General features: G+C 46.6%; 23 protein-coding genes and 1 tRNA gene. 3 read left to right on the top strand and 21 right to left on the bottom strand.

Annotated elements, in window-relative coordinates; translation table 11 throughout:
* Positions 1-145: 145 nt before the first annotated feature.
* From trpA to B0680_RS09270, 6 genes are all read right to left on the bottom strand, one after another.
* Positions 146-976, bottom strand: coding sequence for a tryptophan synthase subunit alpha (trpA, locus tag B0680_RS09295; protein ID WP_078254820.1), 831 nt, complete (start codon positions 974-976; stop codon positions 146-148).
* 52 nt (positions 977-1,028) lie between these two features.
* A complete protein-coding gene (trpB, locus tag B0680_RS09290) occupies positions 1,029-2,243 on the bottom strand; it encodes a tryptophan synthase subunit beta (RefSeq protein ID WP_078254819.1) in 1,215 nt (404 codons plus the stop codon).
* Between the two features lie 27 nt (positions 2,244-2,270).
* On the bottom strand, positions 2,271-3,014 hold the full coding sequence (locus B0680_RS09285) for an SDR family NAD(P)-dependent oxidoreductase (protein ID WP_078254818.1): 744 nt from the start codon (positions 3,012-3,014) through the stop codon (positions 2,271-2,273).
* A gap of 21 nt (positions 3,015-3,035) precedes the next feature.
* Positions 3,036-3,821, bottom strand: a complete 786-nt coding sequence (locus B0680_RS09280) for a sulfite exporter TauE/SafE family protein (protein ID WP_078254817.1) — start codon at positions 3,819-3,821, stop codon at positions 3,036-3,038.
* A gap of 428 nt (positions 3,822-4,249) precedes the next feature.
* Positions 4,250-4,885, bottom strand: a complete 636-nt coding sequence (locus B0680_RS09275; protein WP_078254816.1) for a phosphoribosylanthranilate isomerase — start codon at positions 4,883-4,885, stop codon at positions 4,250-4,252.
* 74 nt (positions 4,886-4,959) lie between these two features.
* The gene (locus B0680_RS09270) at positions 4,960-5,628 is read right to left on the bottom strand and encodes a DUF4230 domain-containing protein (protein ID WP_078254815.1); all 669 of its coding nucleotides are present in this window, start codon (positions 5,626-5,628) and stop codon (positions 4,960-4,962) included.
* A 182-nt stretch (positions 5,629-5,810) separates the two neighbouring features.
* On the opposite strand from B0680_RS09270, the gene B0680_RS09265 reads away from it, so the two are divergent.
* Both B0680_RS09265 and B0680_RS09260 read left to right on the top strand, forming a co-directional pair.
* Entirely contained in the window at positions 5,811-7,529 is a 1,719-nt protein-coding gene (locus tag B0680_RS09265; RefSeq protein ID WP_078254814.1) for a proline--tRNA ligase, read from the top strand.
* Positions 7,530-7,949: 420 nt separating this feature from the next.
* Entirely contained in the window at positions 7,950-8,189 is a 240-nt protein-coding gene (locus tag B0680_RS09260; protein WP_143821410.1) for a hypothetical protein, read from the top strand.
* Positions 8,190-8,271: 82 nt separating this feature from the next.
* Here B0680_RS09260 and queF read toward each other — a convergent pair whose 3' ends face one another.
* The 4 genes from queF to B0680_RS09240 form a co-directional block, all read right to left on the bottom strand.
* On the bottom strand, positions 8,272-9,114 hold the full coding sequence (queF, locus tag B0680_RS09255) for an NADPH-dependent 7-cyano-7-deazaguanine reductase QueF (RefSeq protein WP_078254812.1): 843 nt from the start codon (positions 9,112-9,114) through the stop codon (positions 8,272-8,274).
* Between the two features lie 76 nt (positions 9,115-9,190).
* Positions 9,191-9,964 (bottom strand): ABC transporter permease, encoded by a 774-nt coding sequence (locus B0680_RS09250; protein ID WP_078254811.1) that lies wholly within the window; start codon positions 9,962-9,964, stop codon positions 9,191-9,193.
* 21 nt (positions 9,965-9,985) lie between these two features.
* Positions 9,986-10,945: an ABC transporter ATP-binding protein gene (locus B0680_RS09245; protein WP_078254810.1), complete on the bottom strand. Its 960-nt coding sequence runs from the start codon at positions 10,943-10,945 to the stop codon at positions 9,986-9,988.
* Positions 10,946-11,115: 170 nt separating this feature from the next.
* The gene (locus B0680_RS09240) at positions 11,116-11,754 is read right to left on the bottom strand and encodes a c-type cytochrome (protein WP_078254809.1); all 639 of its coding nucleotides are present in this window, start codon (positions 11,752-11,754) and stop codon (positions 11,116-11,118) included.
* Positions 11,755-12,022: 268 nt separating this feature from the next.
* Here B0680_RS09240 and B0680_RS09235 point away from each other — a divergent pair.
* Positions 12,023-12,099: transfer RNA gene (locus tag B0680_RS09235), tRNA-Arg, on the top strand.
* Between the two features lie 74 nt (positions 12,100-12,173).
* Here B0680_RS09235 and gloA read toward each other — a convergent pair.
* The 11 genes from gloA to miaB all read right to left on the bottom strand — a co-directional run bounded on the left by gloA (position 12,174) and on the right by miaB (position 23,451).
* A complete protein-coding gene (gloA, locus tag B0680_RS09230) occupies positions 12,174-12,710 on the bottom strand; it encodes a lactoylglutathione lyase (RefSeq protein ID WP_078254808.1) in 537 nt (178 codons plus the stop codon).
* Positions 12,711-12,750: 40 nt separating this feature from the next.
* Positions 12,751-13,377 carry a carbonic anhydrase gene (locus B0680_RS09225; protein ID WP_078254807.1) on the bottom strand — a complete coding sequence of 209 codons (627 nt, stop codon included), beginning with the start codon at positions 13,375-13,377 and terminating at the stop codon, positions 12,751-12,753.
* 48 nt (positions 13,378-13,425) lie between these two features.
* Positions 13,426-14,412, bottom strand: coding sequence for a hypothetical protein (locus B0680_RS09220; protein ID WP_078254806.1), 987 nt, complete (start codon positions 14,410-14,412; stop codon positions 13,426-13,428).
* A 33-nt stretch (positions 14,413-14,445) separates the two neighbouring features.
* Positions 14,446-15,537: a 3-dehydroquinate synthase gene (aroB, locus tag B0680_RS09215; RefSeq protein ID WP_078254805.1), complete on the bottom strand. Its 1,092-nt coding sequence runs from the start codon at positions 15,535-15,537 to the stop codon at positions 14,446-14,448.
* Positions 15,538-15,583: 46 nt separating this feature from the next.
* Positions 15,584-16,183, bottom strand: a complete 600-nt coding sequence (aroK, locus tag B0680_RS09210; RefSeq protein ID WP_078254804.1) for a shikimate kinase AroK — start codon at positions 16,181-16,183, stop codon at positions 15,584-15,586.
* 275 nt (positions 16,184-16,458) lie between these two features.
* Positions 16,459-17,913, bottom strand: a complete 1,455-nt coding sequence (locus B0680_RS09205; RefSeq protein WP_228143790.1) for a type IV pilus secretin PilQ — start codon at positions 17,911-17,913, stop codon at positions 16,459-16,461.
* A gap of 6 nt (positions 17,914-17,919) precedes the next feature.
* Entirely contained in the window at positions 17,920-18,687 is a 768-nt protein-coding gene (locus tag B0680_RS09200) for a pilus assembly protein PilP (RefSeq protein WP_078254803.1), read from the bottom strand.
* Positions 18,677-19,321, bottom strand: a complete 645-nt coding sequence (locus tag B0680_RS09195) for a type IV pilus inner membrane component PilO (protein ID WP_158078321.1) — start codon at positions 19,319-19,321, stop codon at positions 18,677-18,679. The genes B0680_RS09200 and B0680_RS09195 overlap by 11 nt, the downstream gene beginning before the upstream one ends.
* Positions 19,314-21,380 carry a pilus assembly protein PilM gene (gene pilM / locus B0680_RS09190; RefSeq protein WP_078254801.1) on the bottom strand — a complete coding sequence of 689 codons (2,067 nt, stop codon included), beginning with the start codon at positions 21,378-21,380 and terminating at the stop codon, positions 19,314-19,316. The genes B0680_RS09195 and pilM overlap by 8 nt, the downstream gene beginning before the upstream one ends.
* Positions 21,381-21,405: 25 nt before the next feature.
* Positions 21,406-21,909 (bottom strand): GNAT family N-acetyltransferase, encoded by a 504-nt coding sequence (locus B0680_RS09185; protein WP_078254800.1) that lies wholly within the window; start codon positions 21,907-21,909, stop codon positions 21,406-21,408.
* A gap of 72 nt (positions 21,910-21,981) precedes the next feature.
* Complete coding sequence (gene miaB, locus B0680_RS09180) at positions 21,982-23,451, bottom strand: tRNA (N6-isopentenyl adenosine(37)-C2)-methylthiotransferase MiaB (RefSeq protein WP_078254799.1); 1,470 nt, start codon at positions 23,449-23,451, stop codon at positions 21,982-21,984.
* Between the last annotated feature and the right edge of the window lie 156 nt (positions 23,452-23,607).

Below are 23,607 nucleotides of genomic sequence, written 5' to 3'. Positions count from 1 at the left end.
CGCACCCAATGATTGTCATATAGTTTACACTTGTAAATCGATTTTGGCAAAGTGATTTTGCAAAAGATGGTAAATTTTTGGGTAAATTTGCAAAAATCACACAATCAACCATCTTTTGATAGCTCAGACAAGCTGAATAAATCGATTACACTTCTGCCAGTGCCGATTTTAGCTCATCCATCTTGGCAAGTAGCTGATCAATGGCGGCGGCAACTGCTTGCTCATCGGATGCATCGATATTGGCAAAGTTTTTAACAAGCTCACTGCCGACAATCACCCCATCTGCCACCGCACCCAACGCCTTGGCAGATGCGCCATCACGAATACCAAAGCCGACACACACAGGGATGTCAGTTTCGGCTTTGATTTTTTGGACTTGTTCAGAGACCGCTGCCACATCTAGACTCGCTGAGCCTGTGACGCCTTTTAGCGAGACATAATAGATAAATCCGCTACAGTCCTCAATCACTTTGGCGCGGCGAGCCGCTTCAGTGGTCGGTGACAGCAGGAAAATTTGATTCATTGGATTATCAGTGCGTGCGGTGAGTTTCTTTGGAAAATCGCCTGCTTCTTTTGGTGGCAGATCCACCATCAAAATCGCATCCACACCAGCATCAGCACATAGATCGCTAAAGGCATCATAGCCAATGATTTCAACAGGGTTTAGATAGCCCATCACAAGCACAGGTGTGGCGGTGTTGGTCTTACGAAATTCTCGCACCATCTCGATGGCATCACGGGTGCTTGTGCCTGCTGCCAAGGCGCGCTCAGCAGCGTGAGCAATCACAGGACCATCTGCCATCGGATCGCTAAATGGCAAGCCAACTTCGATGATGTCCGCCCCATGCGCCACAAGCTTGTGCATCAAATCCACCGTCACCAAGGGGTGTGGATCACCTGCCATGATATAGGGAATTAGGGCTTTTTTATTTTGGGCTTTGAGATTTTCAAAGGTTGTTTCGATACGGGTTTTCATTATTATTCCAATCTAATCTATGTTATCCAAACTATATTAATCGTAAAGCCGATCAATCCACATCAATCCCATCAACTTTCATTACCGTGTGCAGATCTTTATCACCACGACCTGACATATTGACGATGATGGACTGATCAGGACGCATCGTTGCAGCCAGCTTCATGCCGTATGCCACTGCGTGCGAGCTTTCGAGCGCTGGGATGATGCCTTCTTTGCGGGTGACTTCACGAAATGCGTGCAAGGCTTCTTCATCGGTTGCACCGACATAGTTCACACGGTTCATGTCCTTTAAAAAACTATGCTCAGGGCCAACACCTGGATAATCCAGCCCTGCTGAGATCGAGTGCGTACCTAGGATTTGCCCTTCGTCATCACACATCAGATAGGTACGATTGCCATGCAGCACACCGATGCGACCTGCTTGTAGCGGTGCGGCATGATGCGGTGTATCGATACCTAGGCCATTGGCTTCAACACCATACATCGCCACTTCAGTGTCGTTTAAGAAATCATAAAACAGACCAATGGCATTACTACCGCCACCAACGCACGCCACGAGTGCATCAGGCAGTTTGCCTGTTTTTTCTAGATGCTGGACACGAGCTTCACGACCGATGATCGCCTGAAAATCACGCACCAGTAGCGGATACGGATGCGGCCCTGCTACTGTGCCGATGATATAATAGGTACTATCGACATTGGCGACCCAATCACGCATCGCTTCATTCATCGCATCTTTGAGCGTGCGAGATCCACTGGTCACAGGCACGACAGTTGCACCCAAAAGACGCATCCGATAGACATTCATCTTTTGGCGTTCGACATCATCAGCACCCATATAGACGATACATTCAAGCCCCAATCGTGCCGCAATCGTCGCCGTCGCTACGCCATGCTGACCTGCACCAGTTTCGGCGATGATGCGTTTTTTGCCACTCATTTTGGCAAGTAGTGCTTGACCGATGGTGTTATTTACTTTGTGCGCGCCTGTGTGGTTCAAATCTTCACGCTTAAAATAAATCTGCGCCCCACCAATCTCATCCGACAGACGGCGAGCATGATACAGCGGTGTCGGACGACCCACATAATCGGTCAAATCCGCCATAAACTGCGCCCAAAATTCAGGATTGGCTTTGGCTTGATGATACAAGACTTCCAGCTCTTCTAAGGCTTTCATCAAAGTCTCAGACACAAAACGGCCACCATGCACACCAAAATGCCCATCAGCATCAGGATAGTTATTATAATTCACTACATCTGTCATTACATTTGCCTTATCATTAAAAGAAAATTAAATATCTCGAGCCACTGCCAAACCTGCATAAGCCTGTGCCGTCGGCATCATCTCAATCGAGTTGATATTGACGTGCCATGGCTGAGAGACCACCCATTGTACAGTATTGCTAATATCTTTGGCGGTCAAAAATTCCACACCTGTATAGACGGCTGCCGCTTTATCATCATCACCCTTAAAGCGGACATTACTAAACTCTGTACCGCCGCACATTCCTGGTTCGATATTGGTCACACGCACTCGAGTGCCAATCAAATCAGCGCGCAGATTATTGCTAAACTGCTTGACAAATGCCTTACTTGCACCATAAACATTGGCACCAAAATACGGATGATTACCCGCCGTTGAGCCAATATTAATCACTGTACCGGCATTATTTGCCACCATAAACGGTAGCACAATCTGCGTCACTGTCACCAGTCCCTTGATATTGACATCAATCATCGTCTGCCAATCACCCAAATCCGCTCGATGAGCAGGCTCAAGCCCCAAAGCAAGACCTGCATTATTCACCAATACATCAATGCTCGCCAAATCAATCGCTGATAAGCTTGCCTGCACCGCTTTAGTATCTGACACATCAAAGCATAGCGGCACAAATCGCTCACCAAGCTCAGCGCGCAAAGCATCTAGCTTATCCATGCGTCTGCCTGTACCATAGACGATATGCCCTGCCGCCACAAAATCACGGGCAATCTGTTCGCCAAATCCTGCCGTCGCCCCTGTTACGATGATGTTCATAAAATCCCCTATCTTGTCTGATTAAAAAATAAATTGATAAACCAAAGTCGCCATCATCAACACCACTGTGATAATCAGCACCTTTTTGATGATTGCCCCATCGGATTTAATGGCGTGCAAGCTACCCAAATGATTGCCAAGCAAGTTCGCCAAAACCATCGGTATGCCAATCATATATGCCATTTTGCCAGCCAATGCAAATGCCACAAACGCACCGATATTAGACGAAAAATTAAAAATTTTTGATGTGGCGGACGCTTGTAATAATGACAATGAATTAATTAGATAAAGTGCAATAATAAAAATACTGCCTGTACCGGGTCCAAAAAAGCCATCATAAAATCCCACAATCAAGCAAGTCACAAAAACAGCCACTGCTGACTTTTTAATTTCTTGCTTTTGGTCATTCTTAGCTATCTTACCCTTAAATAAAGTTGCAAGCAAGCCTACAGGCAATAAAGCAAAAATTATATACTCAATCACATGGCTTGGAAATACCAAAATCGCCTTTGCACCCAAAAATGCACCAATCAAAGCCGAGACGATACCAATCGGTACAATCTTCCAGATGATGGATTTGGCTTTGATAAAATTCTTAATAGCGGCAACAGTGCCAATTGTGCTGACCAATTTTTCCTGACCTAATGCCATCTGCGGTGGCAAACCTACAAGCATAAATGCAGGCACCAAAATCAATCCTGCACCACCTGCGACTGCATCAATATATCCTGCAATGAACGATGCCAAAATCAGCACCATTAAGCCAATGATAAAATAATTGGCAATCAAACTACCATCTACAAACATAATTGCTCCTTATAAAATTAAAAAAATTCATTAACTTGATAATGTGTCAAATTTTATAGTGGAATTATGTTGCCATCGATTTGTGCCATGTTGTTTTGGCAAAATACCGATGTGAATAGTGATAACATTAGCCAAATCTTGACTATCGTACTGCGTATGGATTTTTGGACAATCAGAATCCGCACAAAGCAAAACGGACTTTATGCAATCAACTGACTGGTAAAATTGAGAAATGCGAAGGGGTGTGTTAAAAGATATGCGATTATCGTGAAAGCAAGCGTCACCAAAGATACTCTCTGACCATGCAGAAAGCTTGAGTTTGATGGTGCTGATGGCAATTCATGAGCGATAACCTTATTAATAAATCTATAAAATGAAAGCTAGATAATAACGAATACACAACCAAAGTGCAAGTCATTTTTTAAAAATTATTTGATATTTTTTGCAAACTTTGCCATCTTATCCGCATCTTTAATACCCTTGGCAGATTCAATACCACCGCTGACATCAAGTGCATAGATGGGCAAATTTACCGTCATGGCGACATTATCTGGTGTCAAACCCCCTGCTAGGATAATCGGCAAAGGCGAATCAGCAGGAATCAGCGACCAGTCAAATCGCTCGCCCGTACCGCCAAATTTATCGGCATGATAGGCATCAAGCAAAATCGAGCTTGCCCCTGCCATCTGATACTTCGCAATCAGTGATGTGATACTCGCAGGCGTATGGCGTGTGGCATCGATACGCAGTGCCTTTATCCAGCGTTTATTGATAAGCATGGCTTGTCGTCTGCACTCATCGGGCGACTCATCACCATGAAACTGAATGACATCAAACGCCACCGACTTGGCAATATCCTGTAGCGCATTATCGCTGATATTCACCACGAGCGCCACCGTGCTGACAAAGGCAGGAATATGCGCCACAAGCTGTCTTGCCTGCTCAATGCTCACCGCTCTAGGGCTTGGCGGATAAAAGACCAGGCCAATGGCATCAACGCCAAGCGCCACCGCTTGCTGAATATCTTCGCTGCGGGTCAGTCCGCAGTATTTGATTTTTTTCATAAATCTTACTTAGGTTTATTTTATTAATTAATTAAGAATATCAACTCAACTTAGCACGGTTGATGGCTGATTATTCATGGTTTGGCGACAAGCTGACACGCCCCTGTGCCCTGTGTTGTGACTTCGACCACACTGCCTGTCAGCATAAATAAGCCCTTGATTTGTTCGGCGGCACTCGTCATCGCAAGATTTAGCACATCACCTTGACAGGCTTTGGCGAGCACTTCTGCTTTGGCATCAGCCTGCACTTGGGCAAATAGCTTGGGGTCGCCTGCCACCGTGCCAAATAGTCCTGTTTGCCAGTCATAGACTTCGATGTCATCCAAAAACACTTCAAACACCTGCGATGGCGGTAGCGTGATATGCACCACATCCACCGTCTCGCCTTTGTCATTCTTGGTTTGGCTAAGCTGCACCATCTCGGCGCTGATACCGCTCAAATCCACACCTGCCAGCACTCGCCCTTTGATGATGAATAGCCCTTTTTGCTTATCCTGCCACAGATTTTGCCAAGTGCCTGCCTTGTCCGCCGTCACGATGGTATCGACGCTATAAGCGACCGTCTGTAGTCGTGACAGCGTTTGGATTTCGGTGACGATGCCGTCTTTGGTAATGGTGCTGACATAGTTGTCCGATTTATTCATCAGCCAAAAGCCTGCCATTGCAAGCACTGCCACCAAGACCATCACAAACACCACAGAAAATAGTGCATTGACTACTTGTCTGTTTTGGGAAATTTTCATCAGTATTCACCCAATCAATCGTTTAAGATTAAAATACCACAAAAGCCTGACAAATTGTGTAAAAATTGCGGAAATTTAGTTGCATAAATGGCATTTTTTGCCGTAAGATAGACAGGTTATCTTTTGTAAATTTTATTATTTACCATATTTACTAATTATCATTAGATTTTATAAGGTTAGCCATGAAAGCCAGTCAATTTTTATTCGCCACATTAAAAGAAACGCCAAACGATGCCGACATCGTCTCAAGTCAGCTGATGGTGCGTGCCGGTCTGATTCGTAAGCTTGCATCAGGTCTGTATGTATGGATGCCAATGGGTCTAAGAGTGCTTAAGCGTGTGGAGCGTATCGTGCGTGAAGAGATGGACGGCATCGGTAGCCAAGAGTTGCTTATGACCGTCACACAGCCGGGTGAGCTGTGGCATGAGTCTGGCCGCTGGGAAGATTATGGCGCAGAGCTATTACGCTTTAAGGACCGTCATCAGCGTGATTTTGTGCTTGGCCCGACGCACGAAGAAGTCATCACCGACATCGCTCGTAATGAGCTTAAGAGCTACAAACAACTACCGGTTACTTTTTATCAAGTGCAGACCAAATTCCGTGATGAGATTCGCCCACGCTTTGGGGTGATGCGTGCTCGTGAATTTACCATGAAAGATGCGTATTCTTTCCACATTGACAAAGAGTCGCTTGCCCAGACTTATCAAGATATGTACGATGCCTATAGCCGTGTGTTTAGTCGTCTTGGGCTAAATTTCCGTGCGGTACAGGCAGATACAGGCTCTATCGGTGGCTTTGCATCGCATGAGTTTCATGTGCTAGCAGACAGTGGTGAAGATGATATCGCATTCTCAAGCGAATCGGACTACGCTGCCAATGTCGAGCTTGCCGAAGCCATCTGCACCGATGTCCGCCAAGCACCAAGCCAAGCACGCCAAGATGTCGATACGCCAAATATGCCAACTTGTGAAGCAGTAGCAGAGCATTTGGGCATCGCACTAACTCAGACGGTCAAGACCTTGATTGTCAAAGGTGCACATAGCGAAGACAACCCTGATGCACCAAAGCTTGTGGCACTGGTGCTGCGCGGCGATCACACATTGAACGAAATCAAAGCCGAAAAAATCGCCGCCGTTCATGCACCGCTGACAATGGCAACCGAAGACGAAATCAAAGCCGCAGGTCTGATTAAAGGCTACATCAGCGTGGATCTTACCATTCCTGTCTATGTCGATCGTGCCGCTGCCGCCTTATCTGATTTCGTCAGTGGTGCAAATGTCGAGCACAAGCACACCACCGGCATGAACTGGGAGCGTGACGCTGCCATCACCGAAGTCGTCGATATCCGCAATGTCGTCGATGGCGATCCATCACCAGATGGCAAAGGCGTGCTATCGATCAAGCGTGGTATCGAAGTGGGTCATATTTTCCAGCTGGGTGATAAATATTCAAAAGCCCTAAACTGCTCAGTACTGGGCAAAGAAGGCAAACCTGTTACCTTGATGATGGGCTGTTATGGCATTGGCGTCAGCCGTATCATCGCCGCCGCCATCGAACAAAACCATGATGACAATGGCATCATCTGGGCAGAGCCACAGGACAAAGCCGACAGCATCGCACCGTTTTATGTCGCTATCGTACCGATGAAATCAAAAGATGGCGTCGCCGAACAAAAAGCCGAAGAGCTATACCAAACGCTCAAATCTCGTGGCATCAATGTACTGCTAGATGACCGTGATGAGCGTCCAGGGGTGAAATTTGCCGACCTTGAGCTCATCGGTATCCCACATCGTATCGTCGTCTCTGAACGCAATCTTGCCGAAGGCAAATACGAATATGTCAATCGTGCCAATGGCGAAAAAGTCATGCTAGACCTTGAAGAAGTCTTGGCAAAATTCTAATCGCTAAGCTGATTTGGGTAAAAACCCCATCAACCACACCCCAAAAGCTGGACTTAACTGCCAGCTTTTGGGGTGTTTTTTGGTACAATATCTATTGGCTGTTTGATGGTGCGTGGTATATATCCTATTGGACTATGAAAATTTTTCGTTACTTTAGATTAAATTAGGGGAATGGTTATGAAGATTTATAACAGTTTGGTAGATGTTAATCTATTAAAAGAATATCCAGACTGTGACCCATGCTTAACAGATTTTAGCAACTATGCTGCCAACTATGTCAATCTAGAATCTTTAATTGCCTGCGCTGGACTGTTTGCACCCGAATTTATAGAATAAAATGACAGAATTTATCTTAGTGCCAATATTGCTTACGATAAAGAGTTTAAGCCAGATTTTAGTTTAGCTCAAAAAATAGCTGGCTTGAGTGAGTCTGATATTCAAAAATATACCAATATGTTTGAGTTGGGTAGCTTTTATTTACTGGCAAGTTCACAGGCACTTGATAACGATATTTTGTTTGATGAATTTGCTAAAATTATTCATTATTTTTGGGATAGACGGTTAAAGGAACTGTTTCCAAACAGGTCTTTTCATTTTATTTTAGAAGAAGATATGTATGGAGAGCAGGGATTATGCCTGACTTTTTATGAAGAGTTTTAATGGTGTACGGTGCGCACCATCAATTTGATTTTTGATGGTGCGTTATACACCCCACGCCTGTTTTGGTACGAAAATTTTGACTTTACTGACGCACCAATCGCCCGATATTTGGCACAGGATGATTCAGCACACGCACAGGATTGATGTCAATCCCACCACGGCGAGTGTAGTTGGCTTGTACCATCAGACTTGTCGGTGCATAGACGGTCAATAGGTCAGCAAAAATCTGCTCAACACACTGCTCATGAAAGCCATTATGCTTACGAAAGCTCAGCACATAAGCCAATACCTTAGCATACTCTACCTGCTTGGCGGTCGTGATGGATACCAACAGCGTGCCCCAGTCTGGCTGATTGGTCACAGGGCAGTTGGAGCGTAGTAAGTTGGTGTGAAATTGATAGGTCTGCATCACGCCATCATCTGCCGTGCCAAGTAGCGACGCATCCACATCATCGACCACAGCGAGTCCATCACCCCCATCAAGCACGGTATCGATACACTCACCCATCGGTGCGACCACCGCAAAATCAGTACCATCTAGCGCACCAATCTCAACTGTGACCGTCGCCCCCACGCACGCCGTCAAATCACGCTCAATGGTCTGCTTGACCGCCGCCACATCATCAAACTGGGTGAAATTCAGACTGTTTAGGTACAGCTTGAGCGACTTGGATTCGACGATATTTGGCGAGTCAGCAGGGATATGAATGCGAGCGATGGCGACTTTTGAGATGCCTTGTGGGTTTAGCCATGACAGCTCAAACGCCTGCCACACATCGACACCTGCCACCAGATGCTCTGCTGATACGCCCGACTTCGCCAAAATCTCATCTCGCCCAAGCGTACGGCTGATGGCAAATAGCATACTGTTATCATAACTTTGGGGATAGCTGGTACTCTCGCCCAGTACACCGTGAATACTCATAATTATCTCTTAATCTTTATTGACTGGTTATCAAATATAATAAATATGCTCAATTAGCCGTCTGATTTATCCATCATTACAGGCGCAGTCTTGAGCCATTGGCAAGTAAGCGATACGACACCGCATACAGCACCACACAAAAGCCCAAAATCGCCACCAACGACCACCAAACATTAACATCAGAATAGCCCAAGATGCCATAGCGAAAGGCATTAACCATATAGACAATGGGGTTTAGTAGCGATAAAGTCTGCCAAAATCCTGACAAATTTTCCAAAGAATAAAACACCCCGCCAAGATAAGTCAATGGCGTCAGTACAAAGCTTGGAATGATGGAAATATCATCAAACGAGCGAGCAAACACCGCATTAATCAGACCGCCCAAACTAAACAGCACCGATGTACCGACAATAGTCGTCAGCATCACACCCAAATGCGTGATACCAAGCTTGGTAAAGAACAACGCCACAATGGTAACAATCAGCGCAATGGCAAGCCCACGAAACACACCGCCTGCCACATAACCGAACAAAATCGTATGCTTGGACACCGGCGAGACCAGCAGCTCTTCGATACTGCCTTGAAATTTCATACTAAAAAAGCTCGACACCACATTGGAGTAGCTATTGGTAATCACCGCCATCATAATCAGACCCGGCACGATGAACTGCATATAGCTCACCCCACCCATCTCACCGACACGACTGCCAATCATCTGCCCAAAAATCACAAAATACAGCGTCATCGTGATGACAGGCGGTAATAGCGTCTGTGGCCAAATACGCAAAATACGCTTGATTTCTTTGATTAAAATGGTGGTGAATGCCACCCACTGCTTGCCAAAATTCATAAGATACTCTTGTTATTATTGTTAGTCATTGGAGAGTTTTTCGGTCAAGTTATTCTCAACCAAGCTCATAAACAGCTCTTCTAGGCGATTGGATTTATTACGCATACTGGCAATCTGCACGCCTTGGGTCGATAGCTGAGCAAAGACATCGTTTAGGCTTTCGCCTTTTTTGAGTGTCACTTCAAGGCTGTATTCATCGATTTGTTGGAATTTGACGACATTACTAAGTGTAATCTGACCATCAAACGGCTTAGCAAAATCCAAAATAAAGCTTTCGATATCAAGACTTGCCAACAGGCTTTTCATATCGGTATTGATGCGAATCTCGCCCTTATCTAGGATGGCGATGTGCTTGCACAGCTGTTCGGCTTCTTCAAGATAGTGCGTGGTCAGAATGATGGTGGTCTGCTCTTCTTGGTTGATGTATTCCATAAATTCCCACATCGAACGGCGCAGCTCAATATCCACGCCTGCGGTCGGCTCATCTAAGATAAGCAGTCTTGGCTTATGCATCAAAGCCCGAGCAATCATCAATCGGCGCTTCATCCCACCGGAGAGCATACGGGCTTTGGTGTCTTTTTTGTCCCATAATCCCAATGCTTTGAGCAATTTTTCGGCACGGGGGCGAGCATCACGGGCAGGGATACCAAAATACCCTGCTTGATTAATCAGGATATCTTGGACATTTTCAAACTGCATAAAGTTAAACTCTTGGGGGACGACGCCCAAAAATTGTTTGGCTTTGACAGGTTCTTTGAACAAATCCACCCCAAAAATCTCAACCGTGCCCGCCGTCGGACGAAATAGGGAGCTGACGATACCGATGGTCGTGGATTTGCCTGCGCCATTTGGCCCAAGTAGCGCAAAAAAACCGCCCTGTGGCACGGTCAAATCAATCCCCTTGAGTGCAGTAAAGCCGTTATTATAAGTCTTGGTCAGTCCGCTGATTTTGAGCGCAGGGACTTCGGTGGTCGTATTCATAATTTTCTCGAGCAATCAGTTGTGCTAACTAGATGATGGCTTGGGGTGATTTTTCAAGCAAAACAACCATCATTCCCAAGCTTTTGTACAAGATTTTGTCCAAGATTTTGACAAATAAAAAATCCCAAGCCACCCAAGAGAGCAGCTTAGGATTTGTGCAATACTACAGATTATTTTGATTGGCTAATCATATAGTCAACAGCATTTTTGACTTCGTCGTCAGAAATGTCTGCGCCACCACGGGCAGGCATTGCATTAAAGCCATTGATTGCGCTGTTGTACAGTGTGGCTGTACCTTTGCCGATACGTGGTGCCCAAGCGCCTTTATCGCCAACTTTTGGTGCACCAATCAGACCAGCATCATGACAGGTTGAGCAGATAGCTTTGTACAGTACGTCGCCATCACGTGCTTGACCTTCGACTGCAGGTGGCAATGAGACGATTTTGATATCGCATTTATCTTCTTCGTCAGAGAAACACACTTTGCCAACAGGCTCGATGCGAGCAATCAGCTTAGGATATGCCGCCACCAATTTTGCCACTTGTGGTGAGTCCTTTGGTGCTTCTTCAGCAGGCTTGGCAGGTGCAGGCGCTGCATCTGCAGGCTGAGCGTCTGTCGCTGCTGCATCAGCAGGGGCAGCAGCATCGGTTGCTGGTGCTTGTGCGTCTGTCGCAGGTGCTGCTTCAGTAGTTGCTGCCGCCGTTGCTTCGGCAGGCTTTGCAGCATTGTCTTGTGCTTGGGTTGCCATTGTTGAAACCGCCAACAATGTAGCAACAGATAACATAACCGCTTTTTTCATTGTCATCATCTCGTTTTATAGCCTTGAGCCATCGCTCTGGGTGTGTCAAACAGTGCATCAACATCGTGATTGTTGCCCTGTTCTAACGATACAAAATTTTCCCTACTATTATAAGGGAAAAAGCAGGTAAAATGCCATGTTTTTTATCAAATCTGTTAAAATTTAGCAAGATTTGTCAAAAATTGGCAGTATTTTGCGATTTTTATGATTAATTTTGGGCAAATGATGGCAATTTTTATAAAAACTTGCTAGAATTTGCCACCGATTCATCACATTTGCACCTATAGCTCAGTTGGATAGAGTGTCAGCCTCCGAAGCTGAAGGTCGTGGGTTCGATTCCCGCTAGGTGCGCCATTTTTTATTGACACCCAATTTTATCAGATTGGGTGTTTTTTGTAGTTGATAAACGCCATCACGCAGACGGGTAATTATCGATTGTTATTAATCTCAATGATTTCTACCCAATAGCCATCAGGGTCTTTGATAAAGGCGATGTCTTTCATACTGCCTTCTTCGGGGCGTTTCTTGAATTCGACACCATTGGCATCAAACCACGCCACTGCATCGGCAAGGTTTGGCACGCTAAAGCAAATATGCCCAAAGCCTCGTGGGTCGCTATTGCCATCATGATAGCTAAAGCTGTCATCATCTTCAGTGCCATAATTGTGCGTCAGCTCAAGAATACTGCGTTGGCGTGAGACGAAGTCTTTGAGCTCATCGCCTGCTGGCAAGCTGTTACGCTCATCCTCAGTCAGCTTGGCAAGAAAATACAAATCAAACTTCGCATCAGGGAAGGTGCGATGCTTAAGCAAAGTCATGCCAAGCACGCCAGTATAGAACTCAAGCGATTTGACAGGGTCTTTGACTCGTAGCATGGTATGGTTATAAATAAAGCCTTCGGACGCCACAGGGATGTCTTTGACACCATTGGCGGTTAGGGCGTTGGCAGGTTGTTTAATCGTCATATTATCCTCTTTTGTTATGTGTACAAACTTATGTTATGTGTTATGCGTTCAAAAATTTCACTCGGCCTGTCGCCACATCATATTCAGCACCGACGATGAGCAAATCCCCTGCATCCACCATATCCTCTAGGATGCGTGAGCCGTGACGCAGTTGCCCGACTGACATCCGCACATTGGCACGGATTGAGCGGTCAATGAGCTCATCCATATCGACATCATCGCCCGATGCAGTGGCAATCTCATGCAGATTAAGCACGCTTGGGCGGATACGATCGACGATGGATTGTAAGTTTGGCGAATAATACTGTTCAGGATTTACCAAAGCTTCGATACAGGCTGTCACCGCACCGCAATGTGAATGACCAAGCACCACCACAAGGCGTGTGCCAAATTTCTCAGCGGCAAATTCCACCGAACCAATTTGGCTTGGGGCGACGACATTGCCCGCCACACGAATGACAAACAAATCCCCCAAACCCTGATCAAAAATCAGCTCAACAGGCACTCGAGCATCCGAACAGCCTAGAATAATGGCGTTGGGCTTTTGTTCCTTGACCAAAGTTGGTGGCGGAATGCGAATATTCTCAGTACTGGCAAGATTTGCCACATAGCGTTCATTACCTGCTTTGAGCATTTCCAAAACGCTTTGTGCATCTGGCGTTGTCATGATTATCCTTTGATTATCAGTATTCGCTTATTTGTTTAATTTACTTAATTATTGTGCTGTCGCTGCTTCATCACCACCTGCACCTTGCGCTGCTGGCTTAGGCTCAGCTTTTGGCTCAGGCTTGGCTGCTGGCGCAACTGTTGGTGGTTTTGGCGCTTCTTGTGCAGGTGCAGGTGCAGGCTCAGGTTGTTGCGGTGCTGGATTTTCTGTCAGCGGTGTATAGCTACGCTCTTCATTCACTGCTGACTGCTGTTGATTCAGCTGTGCTCTAGCTGTCTCCATGCGGGCACGGCGACGCTCTTCTTCTAGGCGTGCCTGCTCTCTTGCCTGTGCACTCTCTACACTGCGTTGTACCAAATCTTGGTCAGCGCGGGTAGCTGCTTTGACCGGAATTTCACTCTTGGTCGCTTGCAAATTGATGCGTCGTGGCTGATTGCTTGACATATCAGCAATGCTATCAGCACGCATATAATTATCAATTTTGGTTAAATAATCTTTTGCCAATACTGCTGTTGGCGTCACACTCTCTGGCAGTCCCAAATTGGCTGTCGTGATGGCAGCTTTGGCTTCGTCAGCCGTGGCAAATTGCCCATAAGTCAGCACATAGCGTGGTTTTTTATTGGCATCTAGATAGCGAAAATACGCATACTGCTTGCGATCACTGCGACCATCCAAATAATCAACAATCACTTCATTTTCAAGCACATCCATCACTTCAACAGTGTACTTGTTGGCGATATTTTCAAAATAGGTCTTATCCTTAAATTCCGCAGGATAAGTACGCATATCACGCACTAAGGTTGCAAAATCGATTGGCTTAACTTCTTTTGCCAAATCCACAAAGTTCTCAATACGAGTTGGCAATGCCACCGCTTGAGTTTCTTCTTCTTTTGGCTTGTCTTTTTTGATGATGGCAGGTGCGCTCGACGTTAGCCAAACCAACAGCCAAGCCACCGCTGTCACGCCTGCACCAATCAGCCAAAACTTGGATTGACGGCGAAAATATTTTGAGCTCATCGCTTGATTTTGCGACATAATCTTAACCTTGAGTGTATTACTATTAAATTATCAATGATTGGCTGACAGCACTTCTTCGAGCACTGCCAAATCAAAATCAGCCGTCACAAAGGCATCGCCGATGGCACGCAGTAGCACTAGGCGAATCTTGCCTTGTTGGACTTTTTTGTCATGACCCATCAAATCCAGCGCCTGATCCACAGCAATCACAGGCGGTACGGTCGGCAGATGGAATGCCTTTAGCACTCGCTCAATGCGTGATACATCATCGGCACCAATCAAGCCAAGCTTGGCTGACATCAATGCCGCCTGCATCATGCCTGCTGCTACCGCCTCGCCATGCAGCCATGCGCCATAGCCTTGATGCGCCTCGATGACATGACCAAAGGTATGACCAAAATTCAGCAGTGCACGCTTGCCCGACTCTCGCTCATCAGCGGCGACCACTTGCGCCTTAAAATCACAACAGCGATAAACCATCTCGCCTAGGATTTTGCCATCTTTGGCATTGATGGCATCAGCATGAGTCTCAAGCCAAGTCAAAAAGTCAGCATCCATAATTAAGGCATACTTAATCACTTCTGCCATACCTGCGGCAAATTCTCGATCTGGCAGGCTCTTAAAAGTCGCCATATCAGCCAGCACGCATTGTGGCTGCCAAAACGCACCAATCATATTTTTGCCACGTGGATGGTTGATACCTGTCTTGCCACCGACGCTAGAATCCACCTGCGCAAGCAAGGTCGTCGGCACTTGGATAAAGTTCACCCCACGCATAAAGCTTGCCGCCGCAAAGCCTGTCATATCTCCAATCACGCCACCACCTAAAGCGATCAGCGTACAGTCACGGGCAAAATGATATTCAAGCAGTTTATCATAAATCGCATTGATACTGTCTTGATTCTTATAAGCTTCGCCATCAGGCAGCACACAGTCCACCACCGTAAAGCCTGCCGTCTCTAGCGACTGATGCAATGGTGCTAAATACAGTGGCGCAACCACATCATTACTGACAATCAGCACCTGTTTACCCTTGATAAATGGGACAATCTGACTTGCCAAATCAGGTGCGTCTTCGCTTGCACAAATAAAAATCGGATAATCATGGCTTTGGGTTTTGACTGTCAATGTAGCTGATGACATAAATTTTTTCCTTGATACGACACGCTTGTTGGCAATATGGCACAATTTATGATTGGCGGATTTTGCCATTATAATTTTTTAATATTTCTAAAATATCGCTAATCATCTGCTTGGGATAAGCTCGCCCTGTCGGCACGATGATATCCGCCACTTCACGATACAGCGGATTGCGTTTTTGGTACAATTCTTCAAGTACAGCACGGGGATTGTCTGATTGTAACAGGGGGCGATTTTTGTCTTTTTTGGTGCGAGATAGCTGGGTATCGACACTGGCATCCAAATAAATCACAAAGCCTTTTTTGAGCAATTCACGATTTTCGGCACGACCGACCGCACCGCCACCCGTTGCCATCACGATGTTTGGCATCGCCGTCAAATCCATCAAGGCACGGGTCTCACGATCTCGAAAGCCTGCCTCGCCCTCTTTTTCAAAAATCCACGGGATATCAGCACCAGTTTGATCGACGATATACCAATCGCAATCAATAAACTCACGTCCCAAATGCTTAGCAAGCAACTTACCAATCGTCGTCTTGCCTGCACCCATTGGACCTACCAAAAAAATCGCTGGCAGTTGTCGTGATAAAGCGGTGTTGGTTTTTTCGACAACCACTTCCTCAATGACTGCCGAATCCTCTTGTTGCATTGAATAATTCCAAACTGATAGCTTTTGATAATATACGCATCAAAATTTAAAATAACCGTGCACAAATCCCATTTTGGGGCGATTACACACACCAACTTGCTTGTGGTTATTTTATGGTTATTTTAAAATCCGATCATCATAAAATACCTTATGATACAAGTTTTGGCGTTTTGATGCTACTGTTTTTGCGTTTTTGTTTTGTTGACAAGCGTAATTTATCCGCAATTTGCTCATCATTGATGACCATCGCACCCATCGACATCGGCATTTTGGGATTATTTGACCAATCTTGGCGTAATAAAAATCAGCAGTTCGGACTTCTCATCGCCTTTGTCATCATAGCGAAACAGCCGACCAAGCAGCGGCACATCGCCAAGCACGGGGACTTTATTGGTTTGCTTGGCATTATTTTGTCGATAAATACCGCCAAGCACCACCGTCTGACCATCTTCGACAATGACATTGGTCTCGATGGCGTCTTCTTGGATGGAGATATTGCCAAGCGTGGTGATTGGGTTGCCGTTTTTGACGCTCAATTTCATGGCGATTTTGCCATCAGGGGTGATGTTTGGCGTGGTTTCTAGTAACAACACCGCTTCTTTGAACGTGGTAGCTGTTGCGCCTGAATCGGTGGTTTCTTGATACGGGATTTGTACGCCTGATGAGATGCGTGCGATTTGGTTATCTGCGGTGAGCACCTTTGGCGTTGAGATAATCTCGCCTTGATTCTCAGCTTGCATGGCGGATAATTCTAAGTCCAAAATCCCTTCGGGCAAGTTCAAGAGTCCAAAAGCAATCCGCCCCATCGCATCTGCCACACCCAGATTCACGCTTTGATAATTGGTGTTGTACTCGCCTGCATTCATGCCTTGATTGCGCATCTGCCACAGCGAATTTTGAGAGCCTGACACCTGCACATTACCCACCGATGCTTGTGCGCCGAGTCGTACACCAAGCTGTCTGCCAAAGCTTTCGTTTACCGACACGATACGTGCTTCAATCATCACTTGCTCCACAGGAATATCAATGGCGCGAATGAGATTTTTGATATTTGCTACACTTTGGGCGGTATCTTGAATGATGAGCGTGTTGGTACGCTTATCCACTGACACCGTGCCTTTGTCCGATAATAAGCTGGCACGCTCTGTGGTGATGACGGTTTCGTCTGTTTCTTGATAACGTGTCATTGGCGTTACCCGATTAATACCATCACGACGACTGCTTTGATTGATATTGCCCCGTTGGGTTTTTTCGCCCAAAATCAATGCCATCATCTCATCAGCAGATGCATAATGCAGACGGATATATTCACTGATGATTGGCTGATTGGTTTGGATGGATTTTGAGCTGACAATCCAGACATTGCCATTTTTGAGCACGGATAAATTACGCATCTGCATCACCACATCAAACGCCTGATCCCAAGGCACATTGGTCATGCGAATGGTGATATTGCCCGTGACGCTATCATCGGTGATGATATTAATCCCTGTAAAACCCGCAAGCACATCAAGCACCGCTCGCACAGGCATATCAGCGAACTCAAGGCTGATAGGCTTGCCTGTATAAAGCGGTGTATCGGCTGTCTGCTTCGCCACAGCATTCGTCGTTTCTGCGGTAGTCTGTGTTGGCACCTCTTGGGCGGCGGCTGATTGTGCCATCCAAGCTGACAGTGACAGCATCAGCGTCATGTATCGGTGTTTTGATTGAAAATAGGTTTGCTTATTCATATACAACTACTTATGACCAAATCTCATCATCGCATCACGGCGATAATATCGCCCATCTGCCGCCATCAGCGCTTCATGGATGATGATTGCCATCGGCGTGATGGATACCACTTGTCCATGATGTCGCCCTAGATACTGCCCTTGTGCTACTTGATGTACTCGCCCATCGGGGCTTTTGATGATGGCTATCATACGCTCGCCATCACTTAGATTGCCTTGATACGTCAGCTGTGATAACTCAAACATTTCAAGCGGCTGACGGGGACGAGCATTATCAATCGCCACCACATCCCCCAATGGCTGCTCGGATGCTTGCATGGGTGGCGGACTGTGCTTGACAGGGCTAGGCGGGCTAGATATGTGCTTATCTGCTGACTGCGTCCTGCTTAGCGTTTGGTTGTCTTGGGATGTGGCAGGTTTGTCGGCTTGCTTATTGTCTGTTTGCTTGTCCGCTTGATTATTTGCTTGATTACTTGCCTGCTTATCCGCTTGGGCTTGTTGCTGTGCCATCGCCGAAATCGCACTATCTGCGATATGATGAGCATAGGCACGCACAGGATTATCAAATGGATTATTACCTGCTTGATAACTGATGGCACTCTCATCGACATCACGCTGTGTCACCACAGGCAATGTCGGCTGATGAGTTGCTTGGGTTAATTTTGCCGTTACCTCTTCTTCGATACTATCGCCACATCCAACAAGCCAAATCATTGGTAGCACAATTACTATCTGCCACCCAATCTGCCACTTCGTCCGCCGATTATTTACCATCTGCCACTCCTTGCGTATCAGAGTTGGCGGCGGTGCTCTCGGGCTTTTTGGCTTGATAAGCAATCATCATCGCACTCATTCGCAGTCTATCCGATGACTCATAACGCAAATCAAAATCACGCAAACCAAGCACATATCCGCTATTTGCCACATCGGTGAGCCATTGTCCAAGCTGATGATAACTGCCTGTCGCCACAACCTGTATCGCCCTTTCATCAAAGTGCGTCTGCTCGCTCACCGCCTGCACGGTTGCACTATCAATATTAACGCCTTGCATCTGCGCCTTTGTGTTGAGCAGTCCGACGATTTGGGTCATCGGCGCTGATTTGGGCAAGGCATCAAGCTTGGCTTGGCGTTTGGCCTGCTCATCCATCATCGCCAAGCGACTTGCTTCAAATGCCTGCGCCTGCTGATACGTCTGCTGATACTGTGTAATCAAGGTCGTCTCTTGGCTTTGGGCAGCGTTTAGCCGTTGATAGCTTGGTGCAATGAGTAGCCCCCATGCAAACACAAGCACAGCCAGCACCACCAATGCCATCACCACCATCTGCACCTGTCGTGGCGCTGTGCCAATGTTGTGGCGATTGACTTGGTTGAGCGACTGCCACAATGCCAATAGTTCTGATTTACTCACCATTCACCCCCTGAGCTTGATTTTGGGTTTGGGTTTGCTCTTTGACATCTTGGGGTTGCCAATCATTGGTTTGGCTTGTTTGTACTGATGGCGCTGATGCTTGGTTCAAATCAGATGCTGCTGTTGATTGCTCGGTCGTCATATCAAGTAAAGCAGTATCCACATCCAACAATCGGGCGGTGATGGTATAACTCATTGCACCACGTACCTTATCACGGTTCTGAGCGTCCACACTTTGTAATGACACCACAAGCACATCTGTATATAGCCCTGATGTCTCAAGCGATGCACTCAAGCCTGACACCTGATTGGCCGATAATGCCATGCCTGTCAGCGTGACGGTGTCGCCTTGTTGTTGAACACCATCCAAATACACGCCCGATGGCAATAACTGCGCCAACTGTTGCCAACGATAAATGACCTTACGCCACGCCTGCGCCCCATCGAGTGCCTGTAATTGCTCTTTGGATTTGGCAAGCTGTTGTTCTAGATGCTGTTTTTCACGGATTTTGGCTTGATTATCATCGATACGCTGGATGATGGCTTGATTGATGGCTTCTTGGCGATGCGTTTGGTACATCAAATACCCAGCCACCACCGCAATCAACGAAATAAGCACGGCTATGAACCACACAAATCGCCGATAAAACTGCTGAGTCATCCGCTCACGTCGCCACTCTCGCCACGGTAGCAAATTGACATCCGTGCCCGATTGGATCAATGATAACGCCATCGCAGGCAATAATCGTGCATCATCAGATGACTGCGCACCAAGTTTTTGTATCTCGGCAGCTGCAAAGGCGACTTGGATGTCATGATGTACATCTAATGCTGCCGCCAACTGCGTATCTAGCCCCGCCCATGTATCTGCTGACAGCCCACAAATCAACACACGACGTGGCAAAGCACCCTGATGTGCCTGATATGCCTGCAATACAGATGCCAAACGCCCCACCAATGGCTGATAGTCTTGATGCATGACTTTGGCATGATGGCAAGGCACAGCTTGGCTGACTACTTCATCATCAAAGACAAGCTGATAATCATCTTGGGCTTGGATGGATTGATGGTGTGTGTCTGCTTGTGCTTCGTGATGCGTATTTAAAATTTGATTGCTTTGATACGCTTGGCTGTCTTGACCGTCTTTGTCATGATACTTGACTTGGTCATGCGTTTGGTTATCTTGATTGGCTTGATAAGCTTGCTTGGTTTGATTAATTTGGCTATCTTGATAAGGTTGATTATCTTGATATTGCATCAAAAATTGATAAAAATCCAACCCTTGCTCTGATGGTATGTCAGTGCCCATGTTGAATGTTGATGATAAATCTGATGGCGCGCTTGATGATGCGTCATGCGCAGGCTCGGTGCTGATTGCTAATTCTGATACACCAAATAAATAAGTCTGCCTGTGGCTAAACTGCCCGTGTTGATAAACAAACAACTGCGTCTGCTGATGTGCAATATCCAAAATCGCCACATCATCCGTCTGTGCATCCGCCACAAACTGCTGTATAGCTTGACGCATCGCATCTGCATAGACGGAAACACCCTTGACGTCTAGACCTGCGGTTGCTAGTATCTCAAGGCAGGTATCCACCGCTTGCTTGTGCGCAACCACGAGCCGCACTGTGGTTGTCGTGGGCGACTGTGCCAATACCACAAAATCAAAGCACACGCCATCCAAGCTTTGGGCGATATATCGCTCTGCATCCATCAGGATAGATGCTTCGATTTCATCATCATTCAGACAGCCGGCAAGCTCAATGACAGTGCTCATGGCGACGTCATCATGCACACATCCGACCGCCTGATGCACAGGCATGGACAGCTGACTGATGGCATGAATGAGCGCTTGGCTAAGCTTGGCTTGGTCGAGCACCTTGCCATGCGCCATCGCATCGACACAAGGTACAAATACCGCATCGAGCAAATGCGCCTGCCCTGCGTACTCACTCACCACAGCCACGCCGACACCCAGCTCAGTCAGGCACACACCTGCCACAGGCTCACTCTCAGACCAAGCCGACTTTAGATGCCATTTTGGAAAATTTACCACGAAATACCGCTCATCCTTGTTGGTGCTAGGTCAAATGCCGTCCCATAATCACCGTATCCGCCAAAAAACCATCCATATCACACACCTTAGGCAATACGCCCCATTGCACAAAATCAAACTGCGCAAACAGTGATAAGCTTGGTAAATTATGCTGAAAAATCAGCGCCACGACATTATCAATACCATGCTTAGGTGCGACCGATAGCATAAATGCCAGCAGTGATTTGCCCATACCACGATGATGATATGGCTTGGTGATATACAGGCTAATCTCAGCGGTGATGTGATAAGCAGGTAAGCTGTACAAATCGCTAAAGCTTGCCCAAGCGACGATTTGCCCATCATCGACGACGACATAGATAGGGCGAGTGGCGTCATTATGCGCTTCAAACCACGCCATCCGCCCATCGACTGTGTGCGGTGTCAGGCTAGCATGAGCGATTTTGTCATCGACCGTTTCATTAAAAATCTCAACCAGTCGTGGCAAATCAGCCCGTCTTGCCAATCGGATTTGTTGCGCTATCGCCATCACATTCCCTTGATTATCAAATAATTAGCACAAATAATTGCCACAAATAATTACCAAACTTAGCTACCAAACTTAGCCGATGACTTCGACCAGCTCACCTTCGACTAGGTGCATACTTTTGGCGGCAGTGATTTTGACCATGACAAATTTACCCAGCAATGACTCATCACCGGCAAAGACCACCGAGCGAGTATTATCCGCCGAACCATGCAGATAGCCTTCGTAGCGACTGGCAGGCTCTTCGACAAGCACACGCACCACTTGACCGACCATCGCACGAGTCTTGGCAAAGGTGGATTCTTTGATGACTTCTTGAAACTGTGCTAAGCGAGCTTTTTTGGTCTCAAAGCTGACATCATCAGGCAGCTCAGATGCCGGCGTGCCCGGGCGTTTTGAATAAATAAAGCTGTACGAATGGTCAAAATCCAAGTCCTTGGCAAGCTGTAGCGTCTCATTAAAATCGCTATCAGTCTCACCGGGAAAGCCGATGATAAAATCACTCGATAAGTGCAAATCAGGACGAATCGCTTTGAGCTTATTAATCTGATTGATATACACATCCACCGTGTGATTGCGTTTCATCGCAGCTAGGATGTTGTTTGAGCCACTTTGGACAGGTAGATGCAGGTGCGAGACAAGCTTATCAATGCTCTTGTACGCATCGATGATGTCATCGGTGAACTCTAGCGGGTGGCTTGTGGTGTAGCGGATACGCTCGATGCCATCGATATGCGCGACATAGTGCAATAGCTCGCTAAAGCGACAAATCGTGCCGTCGTCTTTTTCGCCACGATAGCCATTGACATTTTGACCAAGCAGATTAATCTCACGCACGCCCTGCTCTGCCAAAGCATCAATCTCAGCCAAGACATCATCAAGCGGACGGGACAGCTCTTCGCCACGGGTATAAGGCACGACGCAGAATGAGCAGTATTTTGAACAGCCTTCCATGATAGAGACGAACGCCTTGTAGCCTTCGACCTTTGGCTCAGGCAAAAAGTCAAATTTTTCGATACTTGGAAACGACACATCAACCACGCCGATGCGGTTTTTTGGCAGTTCGTCGTGCTGTTTGGTGGATTGTTCGTACAGCTCAGGCAAGCGGTGCAAGGTCTGCGGACCAAAGACCATATCGACATAGGGTGCGCGTTTTTGGATATTATCCCCTTCTTGGGATGCCACACAGCCACCGACACCGATGACGAGATTTGGATTTTTTTCTTTGAGTTTACGCCATCTGCCAAGCTCACTAAAGACCTTCTCTTGCGCCTTTTCACGGATGGAGCAGGTGTTCATGAGTAGCACATCAGCTTCATTGATGTCATGGGTGACGACCATGCCATGCGATTGACCCAGCACATCGCCCATTTTTTCAGAATCATATTCATTCATCTGACAGCCTTGCGTGACGATATAGACTTTTTTGGTCTTTTTGTCGCTGATGTCGGCGACATTTTGCACAGGCAAATCGTGACTGTTGTTATGAATTGTGTTAGTGGCGGTGCTTTGGTGGGCTTTTGGGTCAAACGTGGCGACTTTCATGACGGGGTTTTCCAAAATGACGAAATAAACGGGTTATTTTAGCATAATTGGTCAAGGTTGTGGTAGGATAATGCCAAAAATCCCTATCGGATTTGCCTGTTGTCCTGCTTGTACCCTGTTTGGGCTTTATAATTGGACTGTTAATTACAACTTTTA

Origin of the sequence: Moraxella pluranimalium (assembly GCF_002014825.1) — a bacterium.
GTDB lineage: Bacteria > Pseudomonadota > Gammaproteobacteria > Pseudomonadales > Moraxellaceae > Moraxella > Moraxella pluranimalium.
This window is presented reverse-complemented; position numbering and strand designations above follow the sequence as displayed.